The sequence below is a fragment of the Leifsonia sp. NPDC058230 genome, from assembly GCF_042882245.1.
Taxonomy (GTDB): domain Bacteria; phylum Actinomycetota; class Actinomycetes; order Actinomycetales; family Microbacteriaceae; genus Leifsonia.
Genome location: NZ_JBHVWM010000004.1, coordinates 137,617 through 161,958, shown reverse-complemented (window position 1 = coordinate 161,958; position 24,342 = coordinate 137,617). Strand labels below are relative to the sequence as shown.

25 protein-coding genes and 1 tRNA gene are annotated in these 24,342 nt (G+C 66.1%); 12 read left to right on the top strand and 14 right to left on the bottom strand.

Translation table 11 applies throughout. The features are described from left to right. Nucleotides 1-11 precede the first annotated feature (11 nt). Nucleotides 12-2,738 (bottom strand): pyruvate dehydrogenase (acetyl-transferring), homodimeric type, encoded by a 2,727-nt coding sequence (gene aceE, locus ACFVV0_RS13805; RefSeq protein WP_387063997.1) that lies wholly within the window; start codon nt 2,736-2,738, stop codon nt 12-14. A gap of 206 nt (nt 2,739-2,944) precedes the next feature. On the opposite strand from aceE, the gene ACFVV0_RS13800 reads away from it, so the two are divergent. The 4 genes from ACFVV0_RS13800 (at nt 2,945) to ACFVV0_RS13785 (ending at nt 5,181) form a co-directional block, all read left to right on the top strand. Then, nucleotides 2,945-3,424: a peroxiredoxin gene (locus tag ACFVV0_RS13800; protein ID WP_387063995.1), complete on the top strand. Its 480-nt coding sequence runs from the start codon at nt 2,945-2,947 to the stop codon at nt 3,422-3,424. A 26-nt stretch (nt 3,425-3,450) separates the two neighbouring features. Then, nucleotides 3,451-3,526, top strand: a tRNA-Val gene (locus ACFVV0_RS13795). A 99-nt stretch (nt 3,527-3,625) separates the two neighbouring features. Continuing rightward, nucleotides 3,626-4,693, top strand: a complete 1,068-nt coding sequence (locus ACFVV0_RS13790) for a zinc-ribbon domain-containing protein (RefSeq protein WP_387063992.1) — start codon at nt 3,626-3,628, stop codon at nt 4,691-4,693. A 68-nt stretch (nt 4,694-4,761) separates the two neighbouring features. Next, on the top strand, nt 4,762-5,181 hold the full coding sequence (locus ACFVV0_RS13785) for a VOC family protein (RefSeq protein ID WP_387063989.1): 420 nt from the start codon (nt 4,762-4,764) through the stop codon (nt 5,179-5,181). Between the two features lie 23 nt (nt 5,182-5,204). On the opposite strand, the gene ACFVV0_RS13780 is transcribed toward ACFVV0_RS13785, so the two are convergent. Next, the gene (locus tag ACFVV0_RS13780; RefSeq protein WP_387063986.1) at nt 5,205-5,831 is read right to left on the bottom strand and encodes a M23 family metallopeptidase; all 627 of its coding nucleotides are present in this window, start codon (nt 5,829-5,831) and stop codon (nt 5,205-5,207) included. 193 nt (nt 5,832-6,024) lie between these two features. Between ACFVV0_RS13780 and ACFVV0_RS13775 the strand changes: the two genes are divergently transcribed. Next, the gene (locus tag ACFVV0_RS13775; RefSeq protein ID WP_387063983.1) at nt 6,025-6,537 is read left to right on the top strand and encodes a universal stress protein; all 513 of its coding nucleotides are present in this window, start codon (nt 6,025-6,027) and stop codon (nt 6,535-6,537) included. Here ACFVV0_RS13775 and ACFVV0_RS13770 read toward each other — a convergent pair. The 4 genes from ACFVV0_RS13770 to ACFVV0_RS13755 form a co-directional block, all read right to left on the bottom strand. Next, complete coding sequence (locus tag ACFVV0_RS13770) at nt 6,524-7,327, bottom strand: alpha/beta fold hydrolase (protein WP_387063980.1); 804 nt, start codon at nt 7,325-7,327, stop codon at nt 6,524-6,526. The two genes, ACFVV0_RS13775 and ACFVV0_RS13770, sit on opposite strands and share 14 nt — an antisense overlap. Nucleotides 7,328-7,350: 23 nt before the next feature. After that, nucleotides 7,351-7,872, bottom strand: a complete 522-nt coding sequence (locus tag ACFVV0_RS13765) for an SRPBCC domain-containing protein (protein WP_387063977.1) — start codon at nt 7,870-7,872, stop codon at nt 7,351-7,353. Then, nucleotides 7,869-8,228: an ArsR/SmtB family transcription factor gene (locus tag ACFVV0_RS13760; RefSeq protein WP_387063974.1), complete on the bottom strand. Its 360-nt coding sequence runs from the start codon at nt 8,226-8,228 to the stop codon at nt 7,869-7,871. Before ACFVV0_RS13760 ends, ACFVV0_RS13765 begins: the two co-directional genes overlap by 4 nt. A 2,277-nt stretch (nt 8,229-10,505) precedes the next feature. Further along, nucleotides 10,506-11,096, bottom strand: coding sequence for a TetR/AcrR family transcriptional regulator (locus ACFVV0_RS13755; RefSeq protein WP_387063971.1), 591 nt, complete (start codon nt 11,094-11,096; stop codon nt 10,506-10,508). Between the two features lie 122 nt (nt 11,097-11,218). On the opposite strand from ACFVV0_RS13755, the gene ACFVV0_RS13750 reads away from it, so the two are divergent. Continuing rightward, nucleotides 11,219-11,974 (top strand): SDR family NAD(P)-dependent oxidoreductase, encoded by a 756-nt coding sequence (locus tag ACFVV0_RS13750; RefSeq protein ID WP_387063968.1) that lies wholly within the window; start codon nt 11,219-11,221, stop codon nt 11,972-11,974. Between the two features lie 157 nt (nt 11,975-12,131). Then, on the top strand, nt 12,132-12,509 hold the full coding sequence (locus tag ACFVV0_RS13745; RefSeq protein WP_387063965.1) for a nuclear transport factor 2 family protein: 378 nt from the start codon (nt 12,132-12,134) through the stop codon (nt 12,507-12,509). 11 nt (nt 12,510-12,520) lie between these two features. On the opposite strand, the gene ACFVV0_RS13740 is transcribed toward ACFVV0_RS13745, so the two are convergent. Beyond that, a complete protein-coding gene (locus ACFVV0_RS13740; protein WP_387063963.1) occupies nt 12,521-12,832 on the bottom strand; it encodes a putative quinol monooxygenase in 312 nt (103 codons plus the stop codon). Nucleotides 12,833-12,974: 142 nt separating this feature from the next. Then, complete coding sequence (locus ACFVV0_RS13735) at nt 12,975-13,895, bottom strand: PrsW family intramembrane metalloprotease (protein WP_387063960.1); 921 nt, start codon at nt 13,893-13,895, stop codon at nt 12,975-12,977. A 286-nt stretch (nt 13,896-14,181) separates the two neighbouring features. On the opposite strand from ACFVV0_RS13735, the gene ACFVV0_RS13730 reads away from it, so the two are divergent. Continuing rightward, entirely contained in the window at nt 14,182-14,751 is a 570-nt protein-coding gene (locus tag ACFVV0_RS13730) for a dihydrofolate reductase family protein (RefSeq protein WP_387063958.1), read from the top strand. A gap of 1 nt (nt 14,752) precedes the next feature. Further along, entirely contained in the window at nt 14,753-15,205 is a 453-nt protein-coding gene (locus ACFVV0_RS13725; protein ID WP_387063956.1) for an HTH domain-containing protein, read from the top strand. Between the two features lie 15 nt (nt 15,206-15,220). Here the strand turns inward: ACFVV0_RS13725 and ACFVV0_RS13720 are convergent, their stop codons facing one another. Together ACFVV0_RS13720 and ACFVV0_RS13715 are read right to left on the bottom strand one after the other, a co-directional pair. Further along, the gene (locus ACFVV0_RS13720; RefSeq protein WP_387063953.1) at nt 15,221-15,715 is read right to left on the bottom strand and encodes a DUF1801 domain-containing protein; all 495 of its coding nucleotides are present in this window, start codon (nt 15,713-15,715) and stop codon (nt 15,221-15,223) included. A gap of 38 nt (nt 15,716-15,753) precedes the next feature. Beyond that, entirely contained in the window at nt 15,754-16,395 is a 642-nt protein-coding gene (locus tag ACFVV0_RS13715) for a dihydrofolate reductase family protein (protein ID WP_387063950.1), read from the bottom strand. A 210-nt stretch (nt 16,396-16,605) separates the two neighbouring features. Between ACFVV0_RS13715 and ACFVV0_RS13710 the strand changes: the two genes are divergently transcribed. Both ACFVV0_RS13710 and ACFVV0_RS13705 read left to right on the top strand, forming a co-directional pair. Further along, nucleotides 16,606-17,706, top strand: coding sequence for an AMP-binding protein (locus ACFVV0_RS13710; protein WP_387063947.1), 1,101 nt, complete (start codon nt 16,606-16,608; stop codon nt 17,704-17,706). 10 nt (nt 17,707-17,716) lie between these two features. Then, complete coding sequence (locus ACFVV0_RS13705) at nt 17,717-18,820, top strand: thiolase family protein (protein WP_387063944.1); 1,104 nt, start codon at nt 17,717-17,719, stop codon at nt 18,818-18,820. 14 nt (nt 18,821-18,834) lie between these two features. Here the strand turns inward: ACFVV0_RS13705 and ACFVV0_RS13700 are convergent, their stop codons facing one another. Further along, nucleotides 18,835-19,788, bottom strand: coding sequence for an SDR family NAD(P)-dependent oxidoreductase (locus tag ACFVV0_RS13700; RefSeq protein ID WP_387063942.1), 954 nt, complete (start codon nt 19,786-19,788; stop codon nt 18,835-18,837). Then, entirely contained in the window at nt 19,785-20,243 is a 459-nt protein-coding gene (locus ACFVV0_RS13695; protein ID WP_387063939.1) for a MerR family transcriptional regulator, read from the bottom strand. The genes ACFVV0_RS13700 and ACFVV0_RS13695 overlap by 4 nt, the downstream gene beginning before the upstream one ends. Nucleotides 20,244-20,317: 74 nt before the next feature. Between ACFVV0_RS13695 and ACFVV0_RS13690 the strand changes: the two genes are divergently transcribed. Then, the gene (locus tag ACFVV0_RS13690; RefSeq protein ID WP_387063936.1) at nt 20,318-21,220 is read left to right on the top strand and encodes an aminoglycoside phosphotransferase family protein; all 903 of its coding nucleotides are present in this window, start codon (nt 20,318-20,320) and stop codon (nt 21,218-21,220) included. Between the two features lie 23 nt (nt 21,221-21,243). On the opposite strand, the gene ACFVV0_RS13685 is transcribed toward ACFVV0_RS13690, so the two are convergent. Continuing rightward, entirely contained in the window at nt 21,244-23,610 is a 2,367-nt protein-coding gene (locus ACFVV0_RS13685) for an arylsulfatase (protein WP_387063934.1), read from the bottom strand. A 176-nt stretch (nt 23,611-23,786) separates the two neighbouring features. Further along, a complete protein-coding gene (locus ACFVV0_RS13680) occupies nt 23,787-24,260 on the bottom strand; it encodes a DUF1269 domain-containing protein (RefSeq protein WP_387063931.1) in 474 nt (157 codons plus the stop codon). Between the last annotated feature and the right edge of the window lie 82 nt (nt 24,261-24,342).

The window sequence follows — 24,342 nt, the reverse complement described above, 5'->3', positions numbered from 1 at the left end:
GCGGCCCGTGGTCAGCTCTCGCCGCCGGCCGAGCCGGTGGTGCCAGCGTTCACGTCGTGCAGCAGGTACTTCTCGATCGCTCGGGCCGGCGCGTTCGGGTCGACCTGACCGCGGGCCGCGAGCAGCTCGAGGGTGCGGACGACGAGCGACGGTCCGTCGATCTTGAAGAACCGGCGGGCGGCAGCGCGGGTGTCGGAGAAACCGAAGCCGTCGGCGCCCAGCGTTGCGAACTCACCGGGAACGAACTGACGGATCTGGTCGGGAACAGCGTGCATGTAGTCGGTGACGGCGACGAACGGCCCCTGAGCATCCTGAAGCTTGCGGGTGACGTACGGCACCTGCGCCTCTTGCTGCGGGTAGAGGAAGTTGTGCTCCTCGGCGCGCAGGCCGTCGCGGCGCAGCTCAGACCAGGAGGTGACCGACCAGACTTCGGCGGACACACCCCAGTCCTGCGCCAGCAGGTGCTGCGCTTCGAGCGCCCACGGCACCGAGACGCCGGATGCGAGCAGCTGAGCCTTGGGACCGGCCACGTCGTTGGCGCGCAGCTTGTAGATTCCGCGCACGATGCCGTCGACGTCGACACCCTCCGGCTCGGCCGGCTGCACGATGGGCTCGTTGTAGACCGTCAGGTAGTACATGACGTTCGGGTCCGGATGGCTGTCGCCGTACATCCGCTCGAGACCGCTGCGCACGATGTGCCCGATCTCGTAGCCGTACGCGGGGTCGTACGAGACGACCGCCGGGTTGGTGGACGACAGCACGAGCGAGTGCCCGTCGGCGTGCTGGAGGCCCTCACCCGTGAGGGTGGTGCGTCCGGCGGTGGCGCCGATCATGAATCCACGGGCCATCTGGTCGCCCGCGGCCCAGATCGCGTCGCCGGTGCGCTGGAAGCCGAACATCGAGTAGAAGACGTAGACCGGGATGAGCGGCTCGCCCTGGGTGGCGTACGACGTTCCGATGTTGGTGAACGCCGCGAGCGCTCCCGCCTCGTTGATCCCGACGTGGATGATCTGGCCCTGCGGGCTCTCCTTGTACGCCAGGAGCAGCTCGCGGTCGACCGACGTGTAGTGCTGGCCGTTGGGGTTGTAGATCTTCGCGTTCGGGAAGAACGCATCCATGCCGAACGTGCGTGCCTCATCCGGGATGATCGGGACGATGCGGTGACCGAACTCCTTCGACCGAAGCAGGTCTTTCAGCAGTCGCACGAACGCCATCGTGGTGGCGATCTCCTGCGTGCCGGAGCCCTTCTTCGAGATCGCGTACGCGGAGTCGTCTGGCAGGTTGAGCTGCGTGTACTTGACGCGCCGCTCGGGCACATAGCCGCCGAGCGCGCGACGGCGGTCGTGCAGGTACTGGATCGCCTCGTCGTCGGGCCCGGGGTTGTAGTACGGGGGCAGGTACGGGTTCTCCTCGAGCACCGCATCCGTCACCGGGATGCGCATGGCGTCGCGGAACGTCTTCAGGTTGTCGAGCGTCATCTTCTTCATCTGGTGGGTCGCGTTGCGGCCCTCGAAGCTCGGACCGAGGCCGTAGCCCTTGATGGTCTTCGCGATGATGACGGTGGGCTGGCCCTTGTGCTCGACCGCCGCCTTGAAGGCTGCGTAGACCTTGCGGTAGTCGTGGCCACCGCGCTTGAGGCCCCAGACCTGCTCGTCCGTGTAGTCCTCGACGAGCTTGAGCGTGCGCGGGTCGCGGCCGAAGAAGTTCTCGCGAACGTAAGCGCCGCTCTCGGTCTTGTACGTCTGGTAGTCGCCATCCGGAGTCTGATTCATCAGGTTGACGAGAGCACCGTCGTCGTCACGGGAGAGCAATTCATCCCACTCGCGGCCCCAGATGACCTTGATGACGTTCCAGCCCGCGCCGCGGAAGTAGCTCTCGAGCTCCTGGATGATCTTGCCGTTGCCACGCACCGGGCCGTCGAGGCGCTGGAGGTTGGCGTTGATGACGAAGGTCAGGTTGTCGAGCTTCTCGTTGGCTGCGACCTGCAGCTGTCCGCGGCTCTCGACCTCGTCCATCTCGCCGTCGCCGAGGAACGCCCAGACGTGCTGGTCGCTCGCGTCCTTGATGCCGCGGTTGGTGAGGTACTTGTTGGCCTGCGCCTGGTAGATCGCGTTGATCGGGCCGAGACCCATCGAGACGGTCGGGAACTGCCAGAACTCTGGCATGAGGCGCGGGTGCGGGTACGACGAGAGGCCGCCTCCCGCGTGCGACTTCTCCTGACGGAAGCCGTCGAGCTGGTCGGCGCTCAGGCGGCCCTCGAGAAAGGCGCGGGCGTAGGTGCCGGGGGAGGCGTGGCCCTGGATGAAGATCTGGTCGCCGCCGCCCGGGTGGTCCTGACCGCGGAAGAAGTGGTTGAAGCCGACCTCGTAGAGCGCGGCGCTCGACGCGTAGGTCGAGATGTGGCCGCCGACGGCGATTCCTGGGCGCTGCGCACGGTGCACCAGGATGGCTGCATTCCAGCGGATCCACGCGCGGTAGCGGCGCTCGATCTCCTCGTCGCCCGGGAACTCAGGTTCGTTCTCGGGGGAGATGGTGTTGATGTAGTCGGTGGTCGGAACCATCGGTACACCGAGGTGCAGTTCTTTGGAGCGCTTGAGCAGGCTCAACATGATGTCACGAGCACGCTCGTGACCATGAGCCGCAACCAGTGCGTCGAGGGATTCCTGCCATTCGGCGGTCTCCTCCGGGTCCGAATCGATGTTATTCATCGAGTACGGGTCCTGGTCGTTTACAGTCACCCTCGACCTCTTTCTTGTGTCGGATAGATCGTGAGAGGCGCGTTTCGCTGTCGGGTTGCGACAGTGCGAAGGCACCATCTGCCAGCCTAGCCTCACTGCGCGCCCCATGTTGACCGTGCCCTTGGAAGTCCCTGCGAGCGGGTCTATGCTGTGTGCTCGTGCGTCGCGTGCGGATCCATCGCGCGGGCGCTGAAAGGAAACAGAACATGGCTCTGGAGAACGACACCCAGGCACCCGACTTCGAATTGCTGAACCAGTTCGGCGAGACCGTCCGGCTCAGCGACTTCCACGGCAAGCGCGCGGTCGCCCTCGTCTTCTTTCCTCTGGCGTTCTCCGGCACGTGCACCGGAGAGCTCTGCGCGCTTCGCGACAACCTCTCCCTGTTCAAGGACAACTCGGTCGAGCTCATCGGCATCTCCGTCGACTCCAAGTACACGCTTCGAGCGTGGGCCGAACAGGAGAACTACGACTTCACCCTCCTTGCAGACTTCTGGCCGCACGGCGACATCGCCAAGGAGTACGGGGTGTTCCTGCCCGGCAAGGGCTACGCGAACCGCGCGACCTTTGTGATCGACGAGTCCGGCGTGATCCGCGCATCGTTCATCACCGCCCCCGGCGAAGCGCGCTCGATCGAGGCCTACCGCGCCGCGCTCGAGTCGCTGCCCGCGCACGTCGCGTCCCGCTAAGCTTGAGGGAGCCGCACAGCGGCGAAGGGCCTTTAGCTCAGCTGGTAGAGCGCCACGTTTACACCGTGGATGTCATCGGTTCGATCCCGGTAGGGCCCACCATCACTCCTTCGCGAACCAGCCCGGCGCCCCGACGGGTGACGGTGGTCGCGTCTAACCTGGCGCGTGCGGCCGCACACTCGGCTGCGCGAAAGGAGCAGGGTGCCCGAGAGCGTCGAGCTGTGGTGGGCGCGACGCCAGTGGTCGAAAGGCGTCGACGTTCCGTATGCGGTCGGCACCTATCGCACCGACTGGTCGCGCTACCCGGTGCTCGTTCGGCAGTACCATCCCGATCTGAACCACGGAATCGTCCTGAGCCAGGTTCCGCCGGCCGCTGAGGTCTACCTCGTGTGGGAGTGCGATGCCGGGCACCGTTTCGTGGCCACACCCGAGGAGCAGCGGTCGAGGCCGGGAGGTTCACGGCGGCGGTCGACCTGGTGCCCCGAATGCTCGACACTGGCGACGGGGAGGCGCATCCCTCGTGCCGTGCCCGATCTCGGGATGCACGTCTGCGGGCACCTGCGCGACCCGCGCCGGATCGAGAGCGACCCCGACGACGACCGCTGCTTCCTCTGTCGCCGTCTCGACAGGTCGCACATCACTCGGGAGCAGCTCGTCAGCATGGCGGCGCCCCGGTCGCGTGTCGCTGTCTCGGCGGCCAACGGAATCGGTGGGCGATTCGCGTGGCAGTGCGAATACGGGCATCCGTCGTACGAGGCGACGATCGAGCGCATCCTGAGCGGCCGGCGATGCCCGGTGTGCCGCCATGCACGGGCCGGGGCGGATGCTGTGCCGGTCGGCGAGGCGTTCATCAGTCAGTGGGCGCCCAAGCCCGCATCGGCGGCGGAGCCCGAATTGCGGCGGCGACTGGCTGAGGAGCTCGACGTGGACCTCGGGCAGAACGCGGTGCGTGTGGCGCGCCCGTTCTTCTCGCACCTGGAGGTCTGGCCCGACATCATCATCCCCGAGCTGCGGATCGCCATCGAATACGACACCACCGGGCGCGACGGTCTCGAGCACGTCGGGCGCCGGGAGGAGACGGACCGCAAGAAGGACAGACTCCTCCGTGCAGCCGGGTGGGAGGTGGTGCGGGTGCGGTGCGGCAAGCTGCAGCCGATCGGACCGTACGACGTGACCGCATCCGGAGTCACCGCTGCGCTCGTCGAGCGCCTCGTCGAGCGGCTCGGCGAGGTGCGCGGACCACTGATCGTCGACGCGTACCGGCGCTGAACATTGCACTCGTGCATCGTCGGAGGCCGTCGCTACGCTGAGACCACATGGTCACTAGGAGGACATTCATGGCTTCGACACTCAACCCGTACCTGAACTTCCGCGACAAGACGAGGGAGGTCATGAACTTCTACCAGAGCGTCTTCGGAGGCGAGCTCACCGTCAGCACCTTCGCCGAATTCAACATGGCCGACGATCCCGCCGAGGCCGACAAGATCATGCATTCGCAGCTCACGACGCCCGCCGGCTTCACGCTGATGGCCGCTGACGTGCCGCAGCACATGCCGTTCACCGAGGGATCGTCGATCTCGGTGTCGCTGAGCGGCGATGATGAGTCCGAACTGACCGGCTACTGGGAGAAGCTCATCGAGGGCGGCAAGGTCGTCGAGCCGCTGTCGAAGGCGCCGTGGGGCGACAGCTTCGGAATGGCTGTCGACAAGTACGGTGTCAGCTGGCTGGTCAACATCTCGGGGACGCCCGCGCAGTAAGTGTCAGAGTCCCGAGAGGCGTCTTAGAAGACGTGGTTCCGTAGCCAGGGGAGTGGGTCGATCGCGGTGACGCCACCCGGCCGCACTTCGAAGTGGAGGTGGGCGCCGGTGGAGACACCGGTGTTGCCGACCGTTGCAATGGGCTGACCTGCCGCGACGGTCTGTCCGACGCCGACCGCGAGCGAACCAACGGCGAGGTGGCAGTAGCGCGTTGACACCAGTTCACCGGCCAGATTGTGGTCGAGGGTGATGGACACACCACAGCCGCCGTCGTCGAACCCGACCGCTTCGCGCACGGTTCCGGCGGCGGCAGCGTGCACCGGGGTGCCCAGTCCGGGTGTGAAGTCGACGCCCTGGTGGTCGCTCGATGCCCCGCGGGTCGGAGCCGAGCGTCCGCCGAACCCGCTGGAGACGTGAGCCTCGGCGCCCACCGGCCACACGACGACCGGGTGATAGGCGACCGCCACGCCCTCTCGAGCGACGGATGGGAGGGCGACCTTCGAGGGCACGTGCATCGACTGAGCCGGGACGGGAGCGCTCAGTCTGATCAGATCGTCTTGACCGATTCCGGCCTGGGCGGGCGCCGCAGCGAGGCCGAAAGCGAGTCCGCTGGCGACAAGGGCGGCCGCCGTGCGGGTGAAAAAGGGCATGAATGTGGGCACAGGTGTTCCAGGAAAGTGGGGAGGGGAATTTGCCGAACACGTCGGAGGTCGACCGATCGATAGTAAAATACTGAGTGCAAAGAAGCCTGAGTGGCGGGCGTACGTCGCCTGTGCGGCTGTGCAATGCGCGGTCGATGGCACATTCATTGCATGCGCGGGCCGGCGAGGTCGACAATGAGTCATGGTGGTGTCCCGAGCATCCGGACCGGTGGTCGTCGGGGTCTATCCCGGCCAGGCGACGGCCGTCGTCGTCGAGGCCGCACAGCTCGCGGCGGAGTTCGGCCGAGCACTGCTGTGCGGCTATGTCACCCTCGACAGCTACCTGACCGAGTGGGAGAAGGGCGATCGGCGGCAGGCCTCGCTGCACCCCGTGGAGGTGGGCCGCGCAGACGAGGCGGTGGCGCTGGAACTGGCCGGGGCGATCACACTCGCGCTCGAGGGGAAACCGACGCTCGAGCAGGGCTGGTCGTTGCGCATCCTGAACGGAGATCCAAGTCAGGCGCTGAGTCGGCTGTCCGATGAGGTGGATGCCCGGCTCGTCGTCGTGGGAACGCACGGCGCCGGTTTCAGCCACGCTCTCGAGTCCTGGCTGGCGGGCTCGGTCGCGACGCACCTGAGCCGTTCGGTTCGCTGTCCGGTCGTCGTCGTCCCCGTCGAGCACCGGCGGGGGAGTGGCGCGCCTACGCTCGGCTGAGGTCGCGGGCGGTGAAGAAGTCGACCAGTGCCGGCGCGACGGCTTCGGCTGCGACGTCGTGCGTCTGCCCTTCCAGCACGACGACCTCTGCACTTGGAAGGGCCGCCGCGACCTCTTCGGCGCCATAGCGCAGGAAGTCGGGGCTGGCGCCTCCGACGAGGGCGAGGGCCGGTACCCGGATGCGCTTGGCCCGCTCGACGGGCACCGCGCTGTCACCCATGGCCGCGTCGTCGTAGGCGAGTGTCGGCGCGATCGATTCCATGCCCGGCCAGGCCGGTGAGTGGCGCATCCCCTCGATCGCCTGTGGCGGAAGGCCGACGCGGGCGAGGAAGAGCTCGACCGCGGCCGCCCGGTCGCCGGCGGCCAGAGCGGCTTGCAGCTCCCGGGTGTAGACGGCGGCAGCGGGAAGGGCCGGGGGTGGCATGAACGGGGGCTCGAAGAGCGCGATCCCGGTGACCTTCTGGGCGCCCAAAGCCTCCGCCGCAGCCAGGACGAGTGCCGCACCCGACGAGATTCCGAACAGCCGCGCCGCGCCGCCGACCTGATCGATGAGCGCGCCAAGATCCTCGATCTCCCGTTGCACGGCGAACGGGAGCGTGTCTCCGCTAGCACCGCGGCCGCGGCGGTCGTAGAGCACGACCTCGAACGTGACCGACAGGGCATCGGCGATCGATCGCATCGGCCCCGCGTCGCGGTAGCACGAAGCGCCGTCGACCAGGATCAGTGCTGGACCGTCGCCGACCGTCTCGAAAGCGATCGTCGTGCCGTCGGGGGAGACGAGAGTGGACATGAGCGGATCCCTTCGGTGAGCATTCATCGGTTTACCTGCGCCGCACCTCGGCGCGCGTCGTCCAGCTCGTTGAGCAGGGTGTCGAGCAGATCGAGGGCGGCCGAGAATCCGTGCTCCACGCCGTAGCCGACAGCACGGGCGCCGTCCAGTGGGCTCTGGTAGCGCATCACGGCGGTGAGTTCTGTTCCCGTCGCACGTGACTCCAGGGTGATCGTCACGAATGAACCCGGTCGGACATTCGTGATGTTGCCCTGCGCATCCGACGGGCGCTCGAAATAGGAGACGCGTTCGGGCGGCACGATCTCGCGGTAGACGGATCGGGCCCAGATCTCGGTGCCATCGCGGCCGCGTAGGCAGTAGTGCCACACGCCACCCGGCCGGAAATCGATGGAGCACTCGACGACGGGGAAGTTCGGGGGACCCCACCACCGGCGCAGGTGTTCGGCGTCCGAAAGGGCCAGGAAGACCAGCTCTCGTTCCGCGGAGAACGTGCGGGTGAAGGTCAGAAGGCCGGGCTTGCGTACGACGGCGGTGGGGGAGTTCACGGTTGGTCCTTGTTCGCCTGCAACTCCTCGAGGTAGCCGTCGAGGCGGTCGAGACTTCCGGTCCAGAGGGTCGTGAAGTGCGACATCCACTCGTTGAGCTCTTCGAACGCCTGCGTTTCGAGCCTGCAGTGCCGCCACTGTGCATCCGGGTGCCGGGAGATGAGGCCGGCCTTTTCGAGCACGGTCAGATGCTTGGAGATCGCAGGAACGCCGACGGTGAATCCCGTGGCGAGTTCGCCAACGGTGGCGTCGCCGGCGCGGAGCTTTTCGACGAGCGTGCGGCGGGTGGGGTCGGCCAGCGCGGCGAAGACGGCACCGAGACGATCCTCGTACTTTCCGACCGCGGCAATTTCCATATATGGAAAATACGGCGACCGGTGAGGAATGTCAATGGTTGTCATGGAATGGGCCGTTCGTAGACGTCGCAGCCAACCTCGCTCGACGGCTTGAGTATCGATGGCAATGGCGAGCGACTCTGCGGACGCCGCAATTCTTCGGTGAACAGCTGTCGTGGGTCAGTCGTCTGCGACAGCAGCGACACCATTCAACCTCGTCAATTCGTAGCGCTGATAATGCACATTATGTCAGGTAGAACGAGCATTATTACAATAGATGCACGAACTACAGTTTCTGGGCCGCTCCTCCAACGAACGGCGGCCACAGGGAGCTCGGCTCGTGGAACTCCCGATCATCCTCGGTCGCCGTGACGACGCCAGCGACCACATATCCCGCGTACGCGGCACTCCGGCAGGCGCAACCCCTGGACATTCTGAAATCCACTCGATCCGAGTTGCAAAGTTCCTATTGCTGAGTTGAACACCCTTGTTGCTCCGCAGATCCTCACTCAGCTCGGAACCGGCGCCCTCTCCCCCACCCACAAAAGCATTCGACACCCTCCCTCCCGGACGCCACGTCGCGCGCTAAGACGTCGGTAAAACAAGGCCGCAGTAATTCGGTTCATCTTCTCGGCCTCAGCGTCGTTGTCCATGTGATCTCCCGCGATGCCGGCGATATCGGGCCGCCGCGGTTGTTGAAAGCGGCGTCAAGAGGATCACCAACAATCTGAGGTAAAACCGACAACCGGTGGATGTGTTGCCGTCTGCAATATCTCGCGCTTGCCCTTGGGATACGCCCGGCCCGAGACCGGACCGACGTCCGATTCTCCGTCGCCGAAGCAACCGCGCACCGTCCCCCTAATGTGCCGAACCTCAGGGACAACTAGCTGGTGAAGTACTGCCGAATATTTTCTAGAGCTCGGTGTCCGTGTCTCCGTGAGGTTTAGGGACAGTCGTACTGAGGATCGATGTCATGAGGCGGCACTCATCAAAAGCACCGTTATCGAGCTCTCAACCGAACCCCTCGTTCGTAGCCCTTCTCCCAGCGGCCCCGCGATTCATAATCCACCATCGGATTCACGGGACCCTCCGCGCCAGGCGTGGCAGCGAACCCTGCGTGCAGCCCTTGTGTGAACGCATATGACCAACGGTAGCCAGCCAACCCACCGATAGTCCTCACTTTCCTTGCGAAAATCGCCAGACCCCAAATTGCTAAGACGATCAGGATCAGGAGGATTAGGCCACCGATGCTGAACGGGAAAGGTCCCCAGTCAGCCATCGTCAATGGAAGGCTATGTACCATCAGGAGTCCGATCACCGGTGCGTTCATCACCTTGGAAAGAAGCGGCTGCGTTTCGTGGCCCGAAGTCTCTACTCAACCAACTCAGAGCCACACTGACCGCAAGTAGACCTGTCGCGACCATGCTCCATACGTCGGGATTAATGAACAGCATTAGGACCACGACTAGGGCGTATACCGAAAGCCAGATTCGCACCCACGATCGCTTTCGCGCGAGAGCGCTCAGGAAAACGACCGGAAGGGCAATCCACCACGCGATGTTGATCAGCTCGATCGCGATTGTGATTCCCAACGAGATGGGTGCTTCCGCTCGGCCTGTCCAATCAATCTGAGCGAGGCCAGCCAGAACCAGCGCCGAATCCACTATGACGGCGCCCACCAGCGAGACTGTCGCCAGTCTTAGCGGGACAGTAACACGCATGAATTTTAGCCAGATATCGATAGCCATTCACGCCCCTCGTGACAACACTTAATACACATACAGAGCCCCCGAGATGTCTCGGCCTGGTGCCAGAATCCTCGATGGCGCATCCTTCTTGCCGAACGCGCGCGCCGTGTCGTCTATTAGGGTCACGACATCGTACGCCAATCCGGCTAGAGACTCAGCATCGGCACCCTCCAGATCCTGCCCCTTGCTTGCGATTCCTCTAGCAATGCACCGCCGCGCCATCAGCGCCTCTTGAAGACGCGACGAGGAGAGGTACCAATCGGTCTAGCTCACCGCTTCGACAACGCTCTCGCAGGTGTCGCTGAGTCGCCGTGACCGATCTATGGACGCAATGAGCGTTGACGAGATCTGCGCGAGCTGTTCGACCTGCTCGGGCGAAAGTCTGACGAGAAGACGCTCCCGGACCTCCCCCAAATGCCCCTGTGGAGTTTGCGCTTGTCGCGTCGGCCCGGCCACACACGATCTGCCATGAGTTCCCGACCTGGTCTTTCACTGCAACGGTCCTCGACGACGGCCTCGCCGGAACCCTCAGCACCCTGCCTTCCCTGAGCTAAGCGGGAAAGGAATGCAACGCCCGGTCGGCAACACGTTCGAGCTCGGCGCGCGACGACCCACCCGTCGCCTGGACCGCCATACCGCTGGTCACCGTCGACAGATATTTCGCCAGCTCTTCCGGGCTCTCATCAGCGGAGAGATCTCCTGCGGCGATCGCCGAACGGAAACGGTCGGCGAACTTCGCCTCTCCGGCGGCGCGGCTGTTCGCAAGAAAGGCGACCACATCCTGATGCGCGGGATTTCCCGACAGGCCGCCCTGGATGGAAAGGCAGCCCGGGGGCCGCTCCGGATCGGTGATCGCGCGCACGTTGCTGCGCAGATAGTGCTCGGCGACCAGACGTGCGGTCGGTTCAGCGATGGCGTCATCGACGTAGGCCATGTCGACTGTCGCGTACCGCTCCACCGCTCGCTTGAACGTCTCCTCCTTGTTGCCGAAGGCGGCGTACAGACTCGGACGGTTGATGCCCATCGCCTCCGTGAGGTCGTCGAGGCTCGTGCCCTCATACCCTTGGCGCCAGAACACCGTGATCGCGTTGTCCAGGGCATCCTCCAGCTCGAACGTGCGGGGTCTCCCTCGTTCCGCCATCTCACCCTCCATCACATGCCGAAGCATTTCCGTACTCAGTTGAACATATTTGCCCGATCCGGGAATTCCCTGGTCGCCGCTCGGCTTTTATGTACCGATCGATACACAAATAGGAGATCATCATGAGTACATCAATCGAAACCAGCCTTGCCGGCAAGACGGCGATCGTCACCGGTGCCTCGCGGGGCATCGGCGCGGGAATCGCCACCGAGCTGGCACGTCAGGGCGCGAGAGTCGCTATCACTTACTGGTCGTCCGCCGACCGCGCGAACGACGTCGTGAAGCAGATCATCGAGGCGGGCGGCGACGCCGTTGCGATCCGTGCCAACAACGCCGACCCCGAGGGCGCCCGGCAGGGCGTGCGTGACGCGGTGGCAGCGCTCGGCTCAGTCGACATCCTCGTCAACAGCGCAGGCGGCGGCTGGTTCGAGCCCTTCACCGAGGCGTCCGACGAGCACATCGAGCAGACCATCGACCTCAACATCCGCGGAACGGTCTACAGCACCCACGAGGCGCTGAAGCACCTGCCGGATGGTGGTCGCATCATCACCATCGGCAGTGTCACCGCGGAAAGCATCCCGTTCCCAGGCGGCTCGGTCTACGGCATGAGCAAGGCAGCCCTGGTCGCGTTCACGAAGGGACTCGCACGCGACCTCGGTGCCCGCAAGATCACTGCGAACATCGTCCAGCCCGGCCCGATCGACACCGAAGGCAATCCCGCCACTGCCCCGTCGGGCGACTTCCTCGCCGGACTAACAGCGCTCGGCCACTTCGCGGCGCCCAAGGATGTCGGCGGTCTCGTCGCCTGGATCGCCTCCGATCGGGCGCACTTCATGACCGGCTCCACCGTCACCCTCGATGGCGGCTGGACCGCCTGAGACGAAGCCACTGACGCAGTGTCCCCGGGGCCTCGACCGGCGCAACCTATCGAGGTTTCGGGGAAGGCAAACCGCAGCTCTGTGCATCGAATGGCAGAGTTCGTCGGGACGTTTCCCTGCGTTGTGCATCCTCGACGGCGGGGTTCACACTGGATTGATGGAACAGAGTAACGAGAATATCGAGACGGCGAAGGCTCTTTACAACGCGTGGTCGAACTCGGACCGGGATGCCATCGAATCACTCTTAGCGCCGGACTTTCACTTCACCAGCCCGCTCGACAATCGACTCGACCGTAGTGGCTATTTCGAGTATTGCTGGCCGAACAGCGGCGGTGGCGGTGAGTTCGAGTTCGTCGGTTTCGGCACCGCCGACGATCGCGTCTGGGTCACGTACGAGGGTCACCAGGGAGCAGTTGGCGGGCGCAACACCGAGTTGATCACAGTGCGCGACGGCAAGGTCGTCGACGTAGAGGTCTACTTCGGATGGACGGTGCCCCACGATGTGCCGAAGGGCAGCCACCGCGACCCGGCCTGATTCAGCCAGGCTCAGTCGCCTTTGTCGTGCTTGACGGCGAGCAGGTCGATGGTGCTCAGCTCAGGGTCCTTCGCCAGCAGGTTCGGACCCACCTCGCCGAGAGCCTTGGGAATGGCGCCGTTCAGATGCGCTTGCCGCGCATCCTCGTCGGCGAAAGTGTCGAAGATGCCGAAATGCGTGTCGTCGATCTGGAAGGCATACCAGGTGCGGGTTCCCGGCTCGAGGTCGACTAGAGCTTTGCCGCCGATCAGGAACTCCTTCAGCTCCCCCGCTTGGTCGGGCTTCGCTTCGAGCAGCGCAAGTACACCGAGTTTCAGTTCCATGTGATTCTCCCTAGCGGGTTGCGACGCCCCGTCATCCGGATTCCGGATGCGTCAGGCTAGACGGTACCCCTCGACCGCCCGTAGAGCTGCGGTCCAATGTTCACAAACGGATAATCTGCATCACGGGACCGGGCCGCGCCGCTCATCGGCGGACCGTTGCGGCGCCGCCGGTGGCGACGGGCTCCTGCAGGCGCCGGTAGTGGCGGAGCACCAGCCACAGGGTCAACACGCCGATCGCGGATGCGAGCACCAGTCCGGTGACGTAGAACGTGGTCGTCAGCGCTTCGAGCGTACGGGCGGTGCTGGTGGTCAGAAAGCCGCTCTTCAGCTCCTCCAGGGCGCCGCCAGTGACCAAGACCGCGAGCACGGAGGCGATGCCGCTCATCGAGTCCCAGAGCGCGTGCAAGAGGGAGACGCCGACGAACGCGAGAGGAATCCACCACGACCAGCGGTAGCGCTCGCGTCCCTTGGCTGCACCGAAGATCACGGCGCCGAGGATGGCGGTCCAGAGCACGTGGCCGACCGGGGTCGCGATCGCGCGGATCACCTCGGTCTGCAGCAGCGAGATCAGGTCGATCCCCTGCGCGGTGAGCGCGGCATTGAAGGCGTAGCCGGCGGATTCGAAGGCAGCGAATCCGGCTCCGATCGTCGCGCCCAGCAGCGCCCCCTGTGTGGCCGTCTTCGGAACGACCCGCCAGCCAACGACGACGAGGATCACGCCCTTGACGAACTCCTCGATCAGTCCGACCGCAACGTAGAGCCAGGGGGCCGGCTCCAGGTTCGCCTCGAGCAGGGATGCGCCAAGCACGCCGAAGATGCCGCCGATGATGAACGCCACCAGCAGTTGCAGGACGCTGACGTTACCGGTCACACGCTCCACCACGAAGAGGACCACGCAGAACGGGACGAGGAAGCTGCCGAGGAGGATCAGCGTCGGAACGAGGTTCGTGTTGAGCGTCACGAAGGTGGTGACGATGGTGATTATCCAGAGGGCCAGCCCGATGAGAAGAGACTTCCACCACCAGCCGTGGTGGTGATGTCGGCCACCGAGCCGTTCGTTCACCAACTGAGCGTGGTCGGCAAGAGGATCGGACGATGCATTCATGGGTTGACCTCCCGAGGAAGAGCACCTTCCCACGGCCCGAACGTACGCTCGGGGCGCGATAGCGGCAAGGGCGCCGTTCGCCCCCGCTCGGCTCCCCCAGCGTTATCAAACTGGGGCGGACTTCCCCCGCACGCACGCGGATCGTCCTAAAGTTGGTGCGATCGGGCCTCCGACAAGAAATGACGCCAGCGGTCGTCTCAGTGCCGGTCAGGTGAACTCGGGTGCATCAAAGGAGAGCAGTGAGATGAGACCACTTCGGTACTCGATCAACGTGACACTCGACGGCTGCTGCCATCACGAGGCGGGGCTCCCCCCGGACGAGGAGTCGATGCGGTATTGGACGGCCGAGATGGAGCGAGCCGATGCCCTGCTCTTCGGCCGGGTGACCTTCGAGATGATGGAGTCGGCGTGGCGCAAGCCGGCCACGGGCGCGTGGCCGGAGTGGATGGATGAGTGGCAGCTCCCGTTCGCCGAGGCCATCGACCGGGCGAAGAAGTACGTCGTGTCGAGCACGCTGAGCCGGGTCGACTGGAATGCCGAGCCGGTGCGAGACGACGTGGGAGCAGCGGTTCAGCGGCTCAAGCAGGAGTCGGGCGAGGGCCTGTGGGTGGGTGGCGTGACACTCCCCCTGGCGTTGGCAGATCTGGGACTGATCGACGAGTACGAGTTCGTTGTGCAGCCGGTGCTTGCGGGACACGGGCCGACGTTGCTCGCCGGTCTGCGCGATCGCATCCAACTCGAGCTCGTGGACCGCCATGAGTTCCGGTCGGGGGCGGTCGCCGTGCGATACCGGCCCACGCGAGGTGCGACCTGATATGACGTCGGAGCCAGACAACCCCGCGGTCGAGCTGAGTCGCATCATCGCTGAGGGCCGCATCTCCGAAGAAGCGCTGCAGGCCATCACGGGCATCCCGCCGGAGAAGCTGCAGTCCCTCAACGGAGCAGGAGCAAAGGCAGGGATGATGGCATTCATCTCGGAGCCACCTTCCCTCTCGAACGACGAGATCAGGAGGCTGTCCATTCTCGCGGCGCAACTGACGGAGGGAATGCGGATCGGCGACGACGAACGGCTCACGGCGATCTTCGAGTCGCTGACGATCGAGTGTCGCCTCACCCTCGCGAACATCGCCCTGCTGACGGGACTCGACGTCGTCGACGTCGAGAGCGCCCTGCGCGACCCGCGGACCGTCCCGATCGATAAGAAGTACGAACTCGCGATCAAGGGCTCGTACCTCATCGGTGCCGTCAATCGAGCACGCGGTCAGTGAGCACCGCCGACAGCCTCAGTTCTTCTTGCCACCGACACCCGGTACGGATGTCACTTGCCTCATCCACGACGCGAGTTGGTCTTCGTCGATGTCGTCCACGGACTCGAGCTCGACACCGCGTGTCGACTTTCCCATCCCCACCGGAGTCACCGGCGGCACCGGCTCGAGCGCCACGCCATTGATGAACATGAGCTTGACATGCCCCGCAAAACCCCCGCAGGAGAAGCACCAGCCGTCGCCGACGCCGTAGTAGGACATGCCCCACTTCACCGAGCGCGTGAGGTCGGGCAGAGTCTTGGCGGCCAGTGCATCGACCGCTTCGGCGATGCCGCGCTGCGGCTGCGGCAGGCTGGCGATGTATGCGAAGACCGGCTTGTCGCCGACCGCAGCTTTCGCCGGACTCGCCCGGCCGGTCATCGCTTCCGGCAATGTCGTTGCGGACTGAACTTCTTCCGCCGGGCGCGCGGCGCGTTTCTGGACCTCGCGCTGGTCGTTTTCCCCGCTGGTCATGGCGCGATCATATTCCTCGCCCCCTGCTCCCCCGAAGCTCAGCGCGCGAACGTGACGTGGATGACGCCGCTCTCGGCGACCTCGGACGTGACCGTGTAATCGCGATCGAGCTCCCGCAGGTCATCCCAGAGCCGCTGACCGCGCCCGAGCACGATCGGGGCGATGGCGACGTGGAGGCGATCCACGAGACCGGCGGCCAGGAAGTCACGGGCGACACCCGCTCCCCCGCCGATTCGGATGTCTGCCCCGGCCGCCAGCTCCCGCGCCCGCTCGAGAGCCTCCCGGGCGCTCGTTGCGAGGAACTCGAAGCGGGTGCCATTGGCGAAGTCGATCGGCGGGCGCTCCCGGTGGGTCAGCACGAGCACCGGTCCGCCGAACGGGGGCTCCTCGCCCCACCACCCGCGCCAGTCCGGATCGTCCGGGAACGCGTGGAGTCCGAACATCCCGGCACCCATGATCTCCGCGCCGATGTTGTCGAAGTACGCCGCGGCGTAGCGATCGTCGACACCGGAGGTCCCCTCCCCCGTCGTCTCGTGCAGAACACGCTCGCGGAAGGTCCGCGTGGCGATGTAGTCCGCAACCAGCCTCCCCCAGTCCTCGCCCATCGGATTCTCGGCCGTCTGGCCGGCCGGCATCGCGATGCCGTCGAGTGAGAGATTGAGGTCGATGCGAACCGTCATGGGATCCTTCCGGGCGTGAAGCGTACGCCGTACAAGCTGGCAGACCCACGACGCCGCGTCAACCGCTCACCCCTGACGATGACACACGGCGGTTTCTCTTCTCGCTGCGACATGACTATGGTGAACAGCGTTCTAGTGAACACCGTTCAGGTGTCATACCGCGAAGGAAGCACCGATGATCAACTCCCCCACTTCGTGGAGCGATAGACCATGATCGCCCTCGTCGACGGCAGCGGCGCCGGGTTGCTGGACAGACTTCGCACGGCACGCGAGAGAGGCGACGTCCCGCTCGTCGACGATCATCGCTGGCCTCGCGCTCAGCGGGATGCGCTGCTCGCTGCCGCGACAGCAGCGCAACTGCCCGACGACGCAGGCTGGGCCACGCTCACGTCCGGCAGCAGCGGTTCGCCCCGGGTTGTTCTGCGCACGGCAGCCTCGTGGTCGGCGTCGTTCGATGCCGTCGCGCGCCTTCTCGACGCCGGCCCAGGCGAGTCGGTGCTGCTCCCGGCTCCTCCCTCCGCATCGATGACGCTGTTCTCGCTCGCGCACGCGCTCGAGGGCGGTCCGCATCCGCTGCTCGGCTCCTCGGCGCGCGGTGCCGACGCCTCCACTACCTGCCTGCACGGCACTCCGCAGGCGTTGCGTGCGCTCATCGACGCCGGTCCTCCCCCGACCATCCGCACGGCCCTCGTCGGCGGCTCGCACCTGGACCCTGGGTTGCGTGCGCGCGCCGAAGCTGCCGGAATCCGGGTCATTGCCTACTACGGAGCGGCCGAGCTCTCATTCGTCGCCGTCGACGAGGGGGCCGGTCTGCGGCCGTTCCCGGGAGTGGAGTGGAGCATCCGCGACAGCGAGCTTTGGGTGCGCTCTCCTTTCGTGGCGCTGGGATACGTCGGTTCCCCCGGACCGCTCCGGCGCGACGGCGAGTGGGCGACGGTCGGTGACCGCGCGGAGGTCGTCGATGGAGCCCTGCATCTGCTCGGACGCGCCGACGACGCCATCCTGAGCGCCTCCGCCACCATCGTGCCGGAGGAGGTGGAGGCCGCTCTGCGATCCGTTCCCGGCGTCCGCGATGCGATCGTGTTCGGGCTGCCACGTGCCCGGGTGGGTGCGCTGGTGGCAGCGTTCGTGGAGCTGGATGACGAGGGACCGGCAGACCTCCGAGGTGAGAGCGAGCTGCGCCTGGCTGTGGCACACCGTCCGCGGCGATGGTTCGTGGGCGAGCTGCCGCGCACCGTGTCGGGCAAGCCGGCGCGGGCCGAGGCCGTTCGCCGCGTCTTGGCCGGAGAGGTCGCGCGCCTTGTCGTCTGACCGCCATCCTGTGATCATCGCCGCCCGCCGGACCCCCATCGGCACACGAGGCCGCGCGCTCGCCCGACTCCGCGTCGAGGAGCTGAGCGCACCGGTCATCCGGGCAGCTCTGGCAGACGCCGAAGCCGCGACCGGCACTCCCGTGACGGTTGCCGACGTCCTGCTCGGCAACTGCATGGGCCCGGGCGGCAACCCTGCGCGTATCGCTGCCCTGGCCGCCGGCCTCGGTCCCGGGATTCCCGGGGGAACCGTCGACCGGCAGTGTGGCAGCGGACTCGCCGCCATCCTGGATGCGGTGGCGGCGATCCGCGCCGGAGACGAACGAGTGCGCGTGGCCGGCGGCGTGGAGAGCGCCTCGACCGCTCCGCAGCGCTCCCTGGAGGGAGTCCCCTACGACCGCGCTCCGTTCACCCCCGACGGCTTCGCCGACCCCGACATGACACGGGCAGCAGAGGACCTCGCGGCGCACGACGGCATCCCCCGCGCTCGCCAGGACGCGCATGCCGCTCGCAGTCACGCCCGTGCCCGGGCGGCCCTCGCTGCCGGGCGCTTCCGTTCCGAATTGGTGCCGATCGGCCGCCTCGACGTCGACGATGCGATCGGTGGCGCCGAACCGCTGCTTCCCCGACTGTCGCCGCTCTTTCCCGGAGGCACGCTGACAGCGGGTACTGCCACGCGCGTCAGCGACGGTGCGGCGGCGCTCGTCGTCGCCCCTGCTGGCACAGCGCCTGGACTCGCAGTGCGCGCCTCCGCCATCGTTGGCTGCGACCCGGCATTGCCCGGCATCGGGGCGGCGCCTGCCGTGCAGTCAGCCCTCCGAGCAGCAGGCGCCGACGTGCCGGATGTCGCCGCCTTCGAGATCGTGGAAGCCTTCGCGGCACAGAGCCTGGCCGTCCTCGACCGGCTGGGGATCGCCGGCGATGATCCACGGGTCTGTGCCGATGGCGGCGCACTCGCGCTCGGACACCCCTGGGGTGCGAGCGGAGCGGTGGCCGTCGTCCGGCTGTTCAGTCGGCTGATGCGGGAGGGCGCGCCGGCAGGGACGCTCGGAGTCGCGGCGGCATCGGTGGGAGGCGGCCTGGGCATCGCAGCGGTCGTGGAGGTCGTGCGCTGAGCATCCGATGAGCCTCACCGCATCATGGCCTCGGAGACCTTCCACAGCCGGTCGGCTGCGATCGGGTCGAGCGCGTACGCAGCCACGCCGGCCGCGTCGATGCCGCACGCATCCGGATGGTCGACCACGGCCTGCTGCGAATTCTCGAAGTACCGCCCGCCGATGCCCTCGAGCAGTGGCGAGGTGCCGACGAAGACGCTCGTCGCCGCCCCCTGCTGCAGGGTCTTGTAGGTGTAGCGTCCGGACGACCGCAGGTCATCGAGCACCGCAGGATCGTAGTAACGCGAGAGATTGGAGTCGGCGATCGCTCCCGGATGCACGGCGTTGACCAGGATGCCGTCGTCGGCCCAGCGGCTGGTCGCGCCGACCGCGAAGAGCACGTTCGCCGTCTTCGACTGGGCGTAGGCGAGGGCGGGGTCGTAGTCGCGCCGCTCGAAGTCGATGTCGTCGAACACCACCGGTGAGTTGAGGTGTGCGCGCGAGCTCAGCGCGACGACCCGCGCACCCTCTGCGGCGCGCAGCGCCGGAAGAAGCCCGACGGTCAGTCGGAAGTGGCCGAGGTGGTTGGTGGCGAACTGCATCTCGTGCCCTTCCGGACTCAGCCGACGTTCCGGCACGGCCATCACACCGGCGTTGTTGATGAGCAGATGCAATGGACCTTCGAACCCTTCTGTGAGACGGTCCACCGACGAGCGGTCCATCAGGTCGAGCTGCGTCACACTCACAGTGCTATTGCCGGTGGACGCCGCGATGTCATCCGCGACGCGCTGGGCGGCAGCGGTGTTCCGAGCAGCGATCACCACCTCGGCGCCTGCTGATGCCAGGGCGCGTGCCGTCTCCACCCCGATTCCGCCTGCGGCGCCGGTGACGAGCGCCCGCTTGCCGGTCAGGTCGATGCCTGCCACCACCTCCGCGGCAGTCGAGTTCCAGTCGAACGGAGAGACGATTCGTTCGGTCTGCGTGTTCATGCGTGTTCCTTTTCTGATCTGTTCGGGTTGATGCGCCGGATGACCTGCGCCAGTTCGTCGGCGATCGCGCTCGCGGCCTCGCTGTCGCCGCTCTCACGGGCCGTCCAGTACGCGACCTTCAGGTCGAGGTAGGCGAGGCGCGTGTTCATGGCGTCGATCTCGGCGCGGATGCGGTCGGAGTGCGCCTGGAAGAGGGCCCGCTGCTGACCCGCCGACGCGTCCCCGAGGCTGCTGCCGTCGAAGTAGGCGCGCATGTCCTCGATGGAGAGGCCGACCGCGCGGAGGTTCGCGAGGGTCTCCAGCCGAGCGACGTCCGCATCCGAGTACCGGCGGTGATGGCTGGAGGGCTCCCGCCGCACCGGCGACAGCAGGCCGATGCGCTCCCAATAGCGCAGCGTGCTCTCCGGGAGGCCGCATCGGGCGGCCGCTTCGGCGATGGTCAGGTGCTCGGACATGTCTCCAGTATCGGTAACCTGAAGCACTTCAAGTCAAGTGGGCTGCCGACGCGGCCCTGAGTAGCGTGGTGATCATGGCGATGCACGACGACCAACTGCACATCGATGAACGGATGGCCAGTCAGCTGATCCACGAACAATTCCCGCACTGGCGTCTCCAGGGCGTCCGCGAGCTTGCGACCGACGGAACTGTCAACGCCATCTTCCGGATCGGCGACGACCTCACCGCACGCTTCCCGCTCCGCGCCGCCGATCCCGAGGAGGTCGGGGCTGAACTCATCCGGGAAGGTGCGGCGATGCGCGAGCTGGCCGCGTGCTGCCCGTTCCCCACACCGGCACGTGTCGCCGTCGGCGCGCCGGGACACGGGTATCCGTTGCCGTGGGCGGTCCAGACCTGGCTGCCGGGCTCCGTCGCAACTCCGGCCGGCCTCGCTCGGTCCCGGGTGTTCGCCCGCGACCTGACAGCCCTCGTGCAATCGCTCCGTGCAGCCGACACCGCGGGACGGACGTTCGACGGGACCGGACGCGGAGGCGTGCTTCGCGACGCCGACCGTTGGATGGAGGTCTGTTTCCGTGAAAGCGCGACACTGCTGCCGGTCGAACGCCTCCGAGAACTCTGGCGCGGCTTCCGGGAGCTGCCGAATCCTTACGCCGACGTTATGACGCACGGCGACCTGATTCCCGGCAATCTCCTCGTCGATGGGGAACGTCTGGTCGGTGTTCTCGACGGAGGAGGGTTCGCTGCCGCGGACCGTGCTGTCGATCTCGTCGCGGTCTGGAACATGCTCGACTCCGACAACCGCGTGTTCGTCCGCTCCGAGTTGGGATGCAGTGAGCTGGAATGGCAGCGAGGGGCGGCCTGGGCGTTCGTCCAGGCGATGGGCTTGGTGTGGTACTACCGGGAATCGAATCCGGGGATGAGCGCGCTCGGGAGGAGCGCGCTCACGCGCATCCTCGACGACTCGTCGCTCTCCTGAGTGAAGCGAAACCGTTCGGCCCCCTACTGTCGCGCCATGGCGATCCGGAGGCGCTCATCCGGGTCGATGAAGTGATCGTTGTCATCGACCCCGGCATCGAGCTGCACCCAGTTGATCCTGCCGGTGAATCGGCTGGATTGAGGGCTGTAGTCAGACGCGACTGCCGTTCCGGACTCGTAGCCGACGTCGGTCGTCTCGTCGGCCGAGAAGACCATCGGCTGAGTGGCGCCGACGCGACCGGTACCGACCTTCTCGCCGTCGTAGTAGAGGGTGACATCGCCTCCCTTGGCGAGCCCACCTCCGTCGTACGCGAACTCGACGCGAACCTGGTGCGTACCCGTTGGAATGGGCCTCTCAGCCTCGGTCGGGAACTCCTGGATGCCGAGTACGTTGTACACGAACTTGGCGTTCCCGTCTTTGGCGTAGAGGCTCCAGCCTCCGAATCGGCCGCCCTGGGCGATGATCACGCCGTCGACGCCTCTCTCGGGGACCTCGACTTCGGCGGTCACCGAGAACGACTTGTTCTTGATGCTGATCACGCTGTTCTCGGAGAGCCGTCCCATGCCGGGGAACAGCAGCTGGCTGTTGCCGTGGATGAGCGTCGGTCTTCCAGCGAGGTCGGCGTTCAACCGCTCGCCCGTTCGATCGTCGATGGGCAGAACGTTGTACTTGGTCGCCTCGATCAGCCAAAGCCGTTGGAGTCGGTGCAGCGTGTCGGGTTGCTCGGCGGCCAGGTTGCGCGCCTGGCTGTAGTCGCTGCTGCCGTCGTACAGTTCCCAGACATCGTCGTCGAACGCCGGCACGACGCCACCCACCATCACCCACGGGGTGCGGTGTTTCGTGACCGCGCTCCAGCCCTTGTGGTAGACGCCCCTGTTGCCGAACATTTCGAAGTACTGCAGGTCGTGACGCTCGGGCTCGTCCGGCTTGTCGAAGGTGTAGAGCATGCTTGTGCCCTCGATCGGTGCCTGTTGCACCCCGTTCACCATCGTCGGTTCCGGAAGGCCCGCCGCCTCGAGGATGGTCGGAGCGACGTCGATCACGTGCGTGAACTGGGTCCTGTGACCGCCCTTCTCGGTGATTCCATCCGGCCAGTGCACGATGGTCCCGTTGCGGGTGCCGCCCCAGTGCGAGGCGACCTGCTTCGTCCACTGGAACGGAGTGTCCATCGCCCACGCCCACCCGACCGCATAGTGGTTGTACGACGTCGGGCTGCCGAACTCATCCATTTTCGAACGCATGAACTCCGGGGTCTCGAGGGCGGCCATCCCGTTGAAGTTCGCCATCTCGTTGAACGCGCCGTTCAGTGTGCCCTCTGCGGATGCGCCGTTGTCGCCGATGATGTAGTAGATGATCGTGTTGTCGATGATCCCGAGGTCCTCGATCGCATCGATCACGCGGCCGATGTAATGGTCCGTGTGCTCCATGAAGCCCGCATAGACCTCCATCTCCCGCTCCAGTACGGGTTTGAGGTCGGCGGGCATGTCGTTCCAGGCGGGAATCTCATCGTGGCGTGGGGTGAGCTCTGCGTCGGCGGGGATGATGCCGAGCTCCTTCTGGCGAGCGAACGTCTTCTCGCGCTGTGCGTCCCAGCCGTCGGAGAATGCTCCCGCGTACTTGTCGGCCCATTCCTTCGGAACGTGGTGCGGCGCGTGGGTCGCCCCTGGCGCGAAGTAGACGAAGAACGGCTTGTCGGGCATCAGTGCCTTCTGGGTGCGGATCCAGTTGACGGCGTGATCCGCGAGATCCTCGGTCAGGTGATAGCCCTCCTCCGGGGTCGCCGGCGGTTCGACGGGGGTCGTCCCGTCGTAGAGCGCGGGATCCCACTGGTTGTTCTCACCGCCGATGAAGCCGTAGAACGCCTCGAACCCGCCGCCGGCCGACGGCCACGCGTCGAATGGGCCCATCGGCGACGACTGCCACACCGGAACCTCGTGGCACTTGCCGAATTGCGCTGTCGAGTACCCGTTCAGTTTCAAGGTCATCGCCAGCGGTGCCTTCGTGTTCGGGCGAAGAGAGCTGTTGCCGGGCGCCGAGGTCGCCGTCTCGGTGATGCTCCCCATCCCGACCGAGTGATGGTTCCGCCCGCTGAGCAGGGCGGCGCGGGTCGGGGCGCAGAGCGCGGTGGTGTGAAAACGGTTGTATCGCAGGCCTCCGGCGGCGAGCCGTTCGGCGTTCGGCGTGGCACAGGGTCCTCCGAACGCGCTGGCCGACCCGAAGCCGGCGTCGTCGACCAGGATGATCAGCACATTCGGGGCGCCGGCCGGCGGCCGCAACGGCTCGATCGGCGGATACGACGTGTCCGGGTCCTTCGCGTCGTAGGTTGTCAGCCCCGGCCGGGGACGGTCCGGGATGGGCAGCGTTGTGCGCGCGTGGCGATCGGGATTCATGACGTTTCCAGACCGCTTAGAAGCGGCGCCGTCTCGGAGTGACGGCAGCGCCGACGACAGCGGCCTTCGCGATCGGCGCCGGCCCGGGCGTCGCGACGGCCCTCGTCACCACGGCCGCTTTGGCGACCGGAGCGCGAACGACCCCGACTCGTCCTACTCGTCCTGCTCTCAACATCTCAGACGTCCTCTCTCTGTGCAGCTTCTTGTTCGAATGCGGCTTCGGCTTCGAGTGCATCCGCGATGTCCTGGCTGTGGATGCGCCCGTCGGCGATGAGCCGGCCACCGGCCCGACGCGCTGCGGCCGCGAATGGAGCGGCCCACAGGTTCTCGTAGACGATGACGCCCGCCACGCTCCCGGGATCCATCGCCGCTGCGAGGTCGGCGACGTCGTCGGCCGCCAGGAACTCGGCCAGCTCCGCCGCGATCGCCTCGAGCGGGCCGAGGCCTTCCAGATCCGACAGTTCCGTCGCATCCACTCCCCCGTCGATGTCCTTGACCAGGACGATCGCGTCGACCAGCCGGATCGTGCCCGCATCCACCAGCCGCACGAGCTCGTCGATCACCTCGCCCGAGAAGTTCTGCTGTCCCTCGGGGAATTCGATGATGACGAAGTCGACCGGTGCGGCGTTCTCGGTTGTGTCATCTGTCATGTTGTCTCTCTTTCGCCGGCGGTGCCCTCTGGCAGTCGCTCTTCCCGTATCTGACCCCTTTTTCGAAAGTACGCTCGGGAGT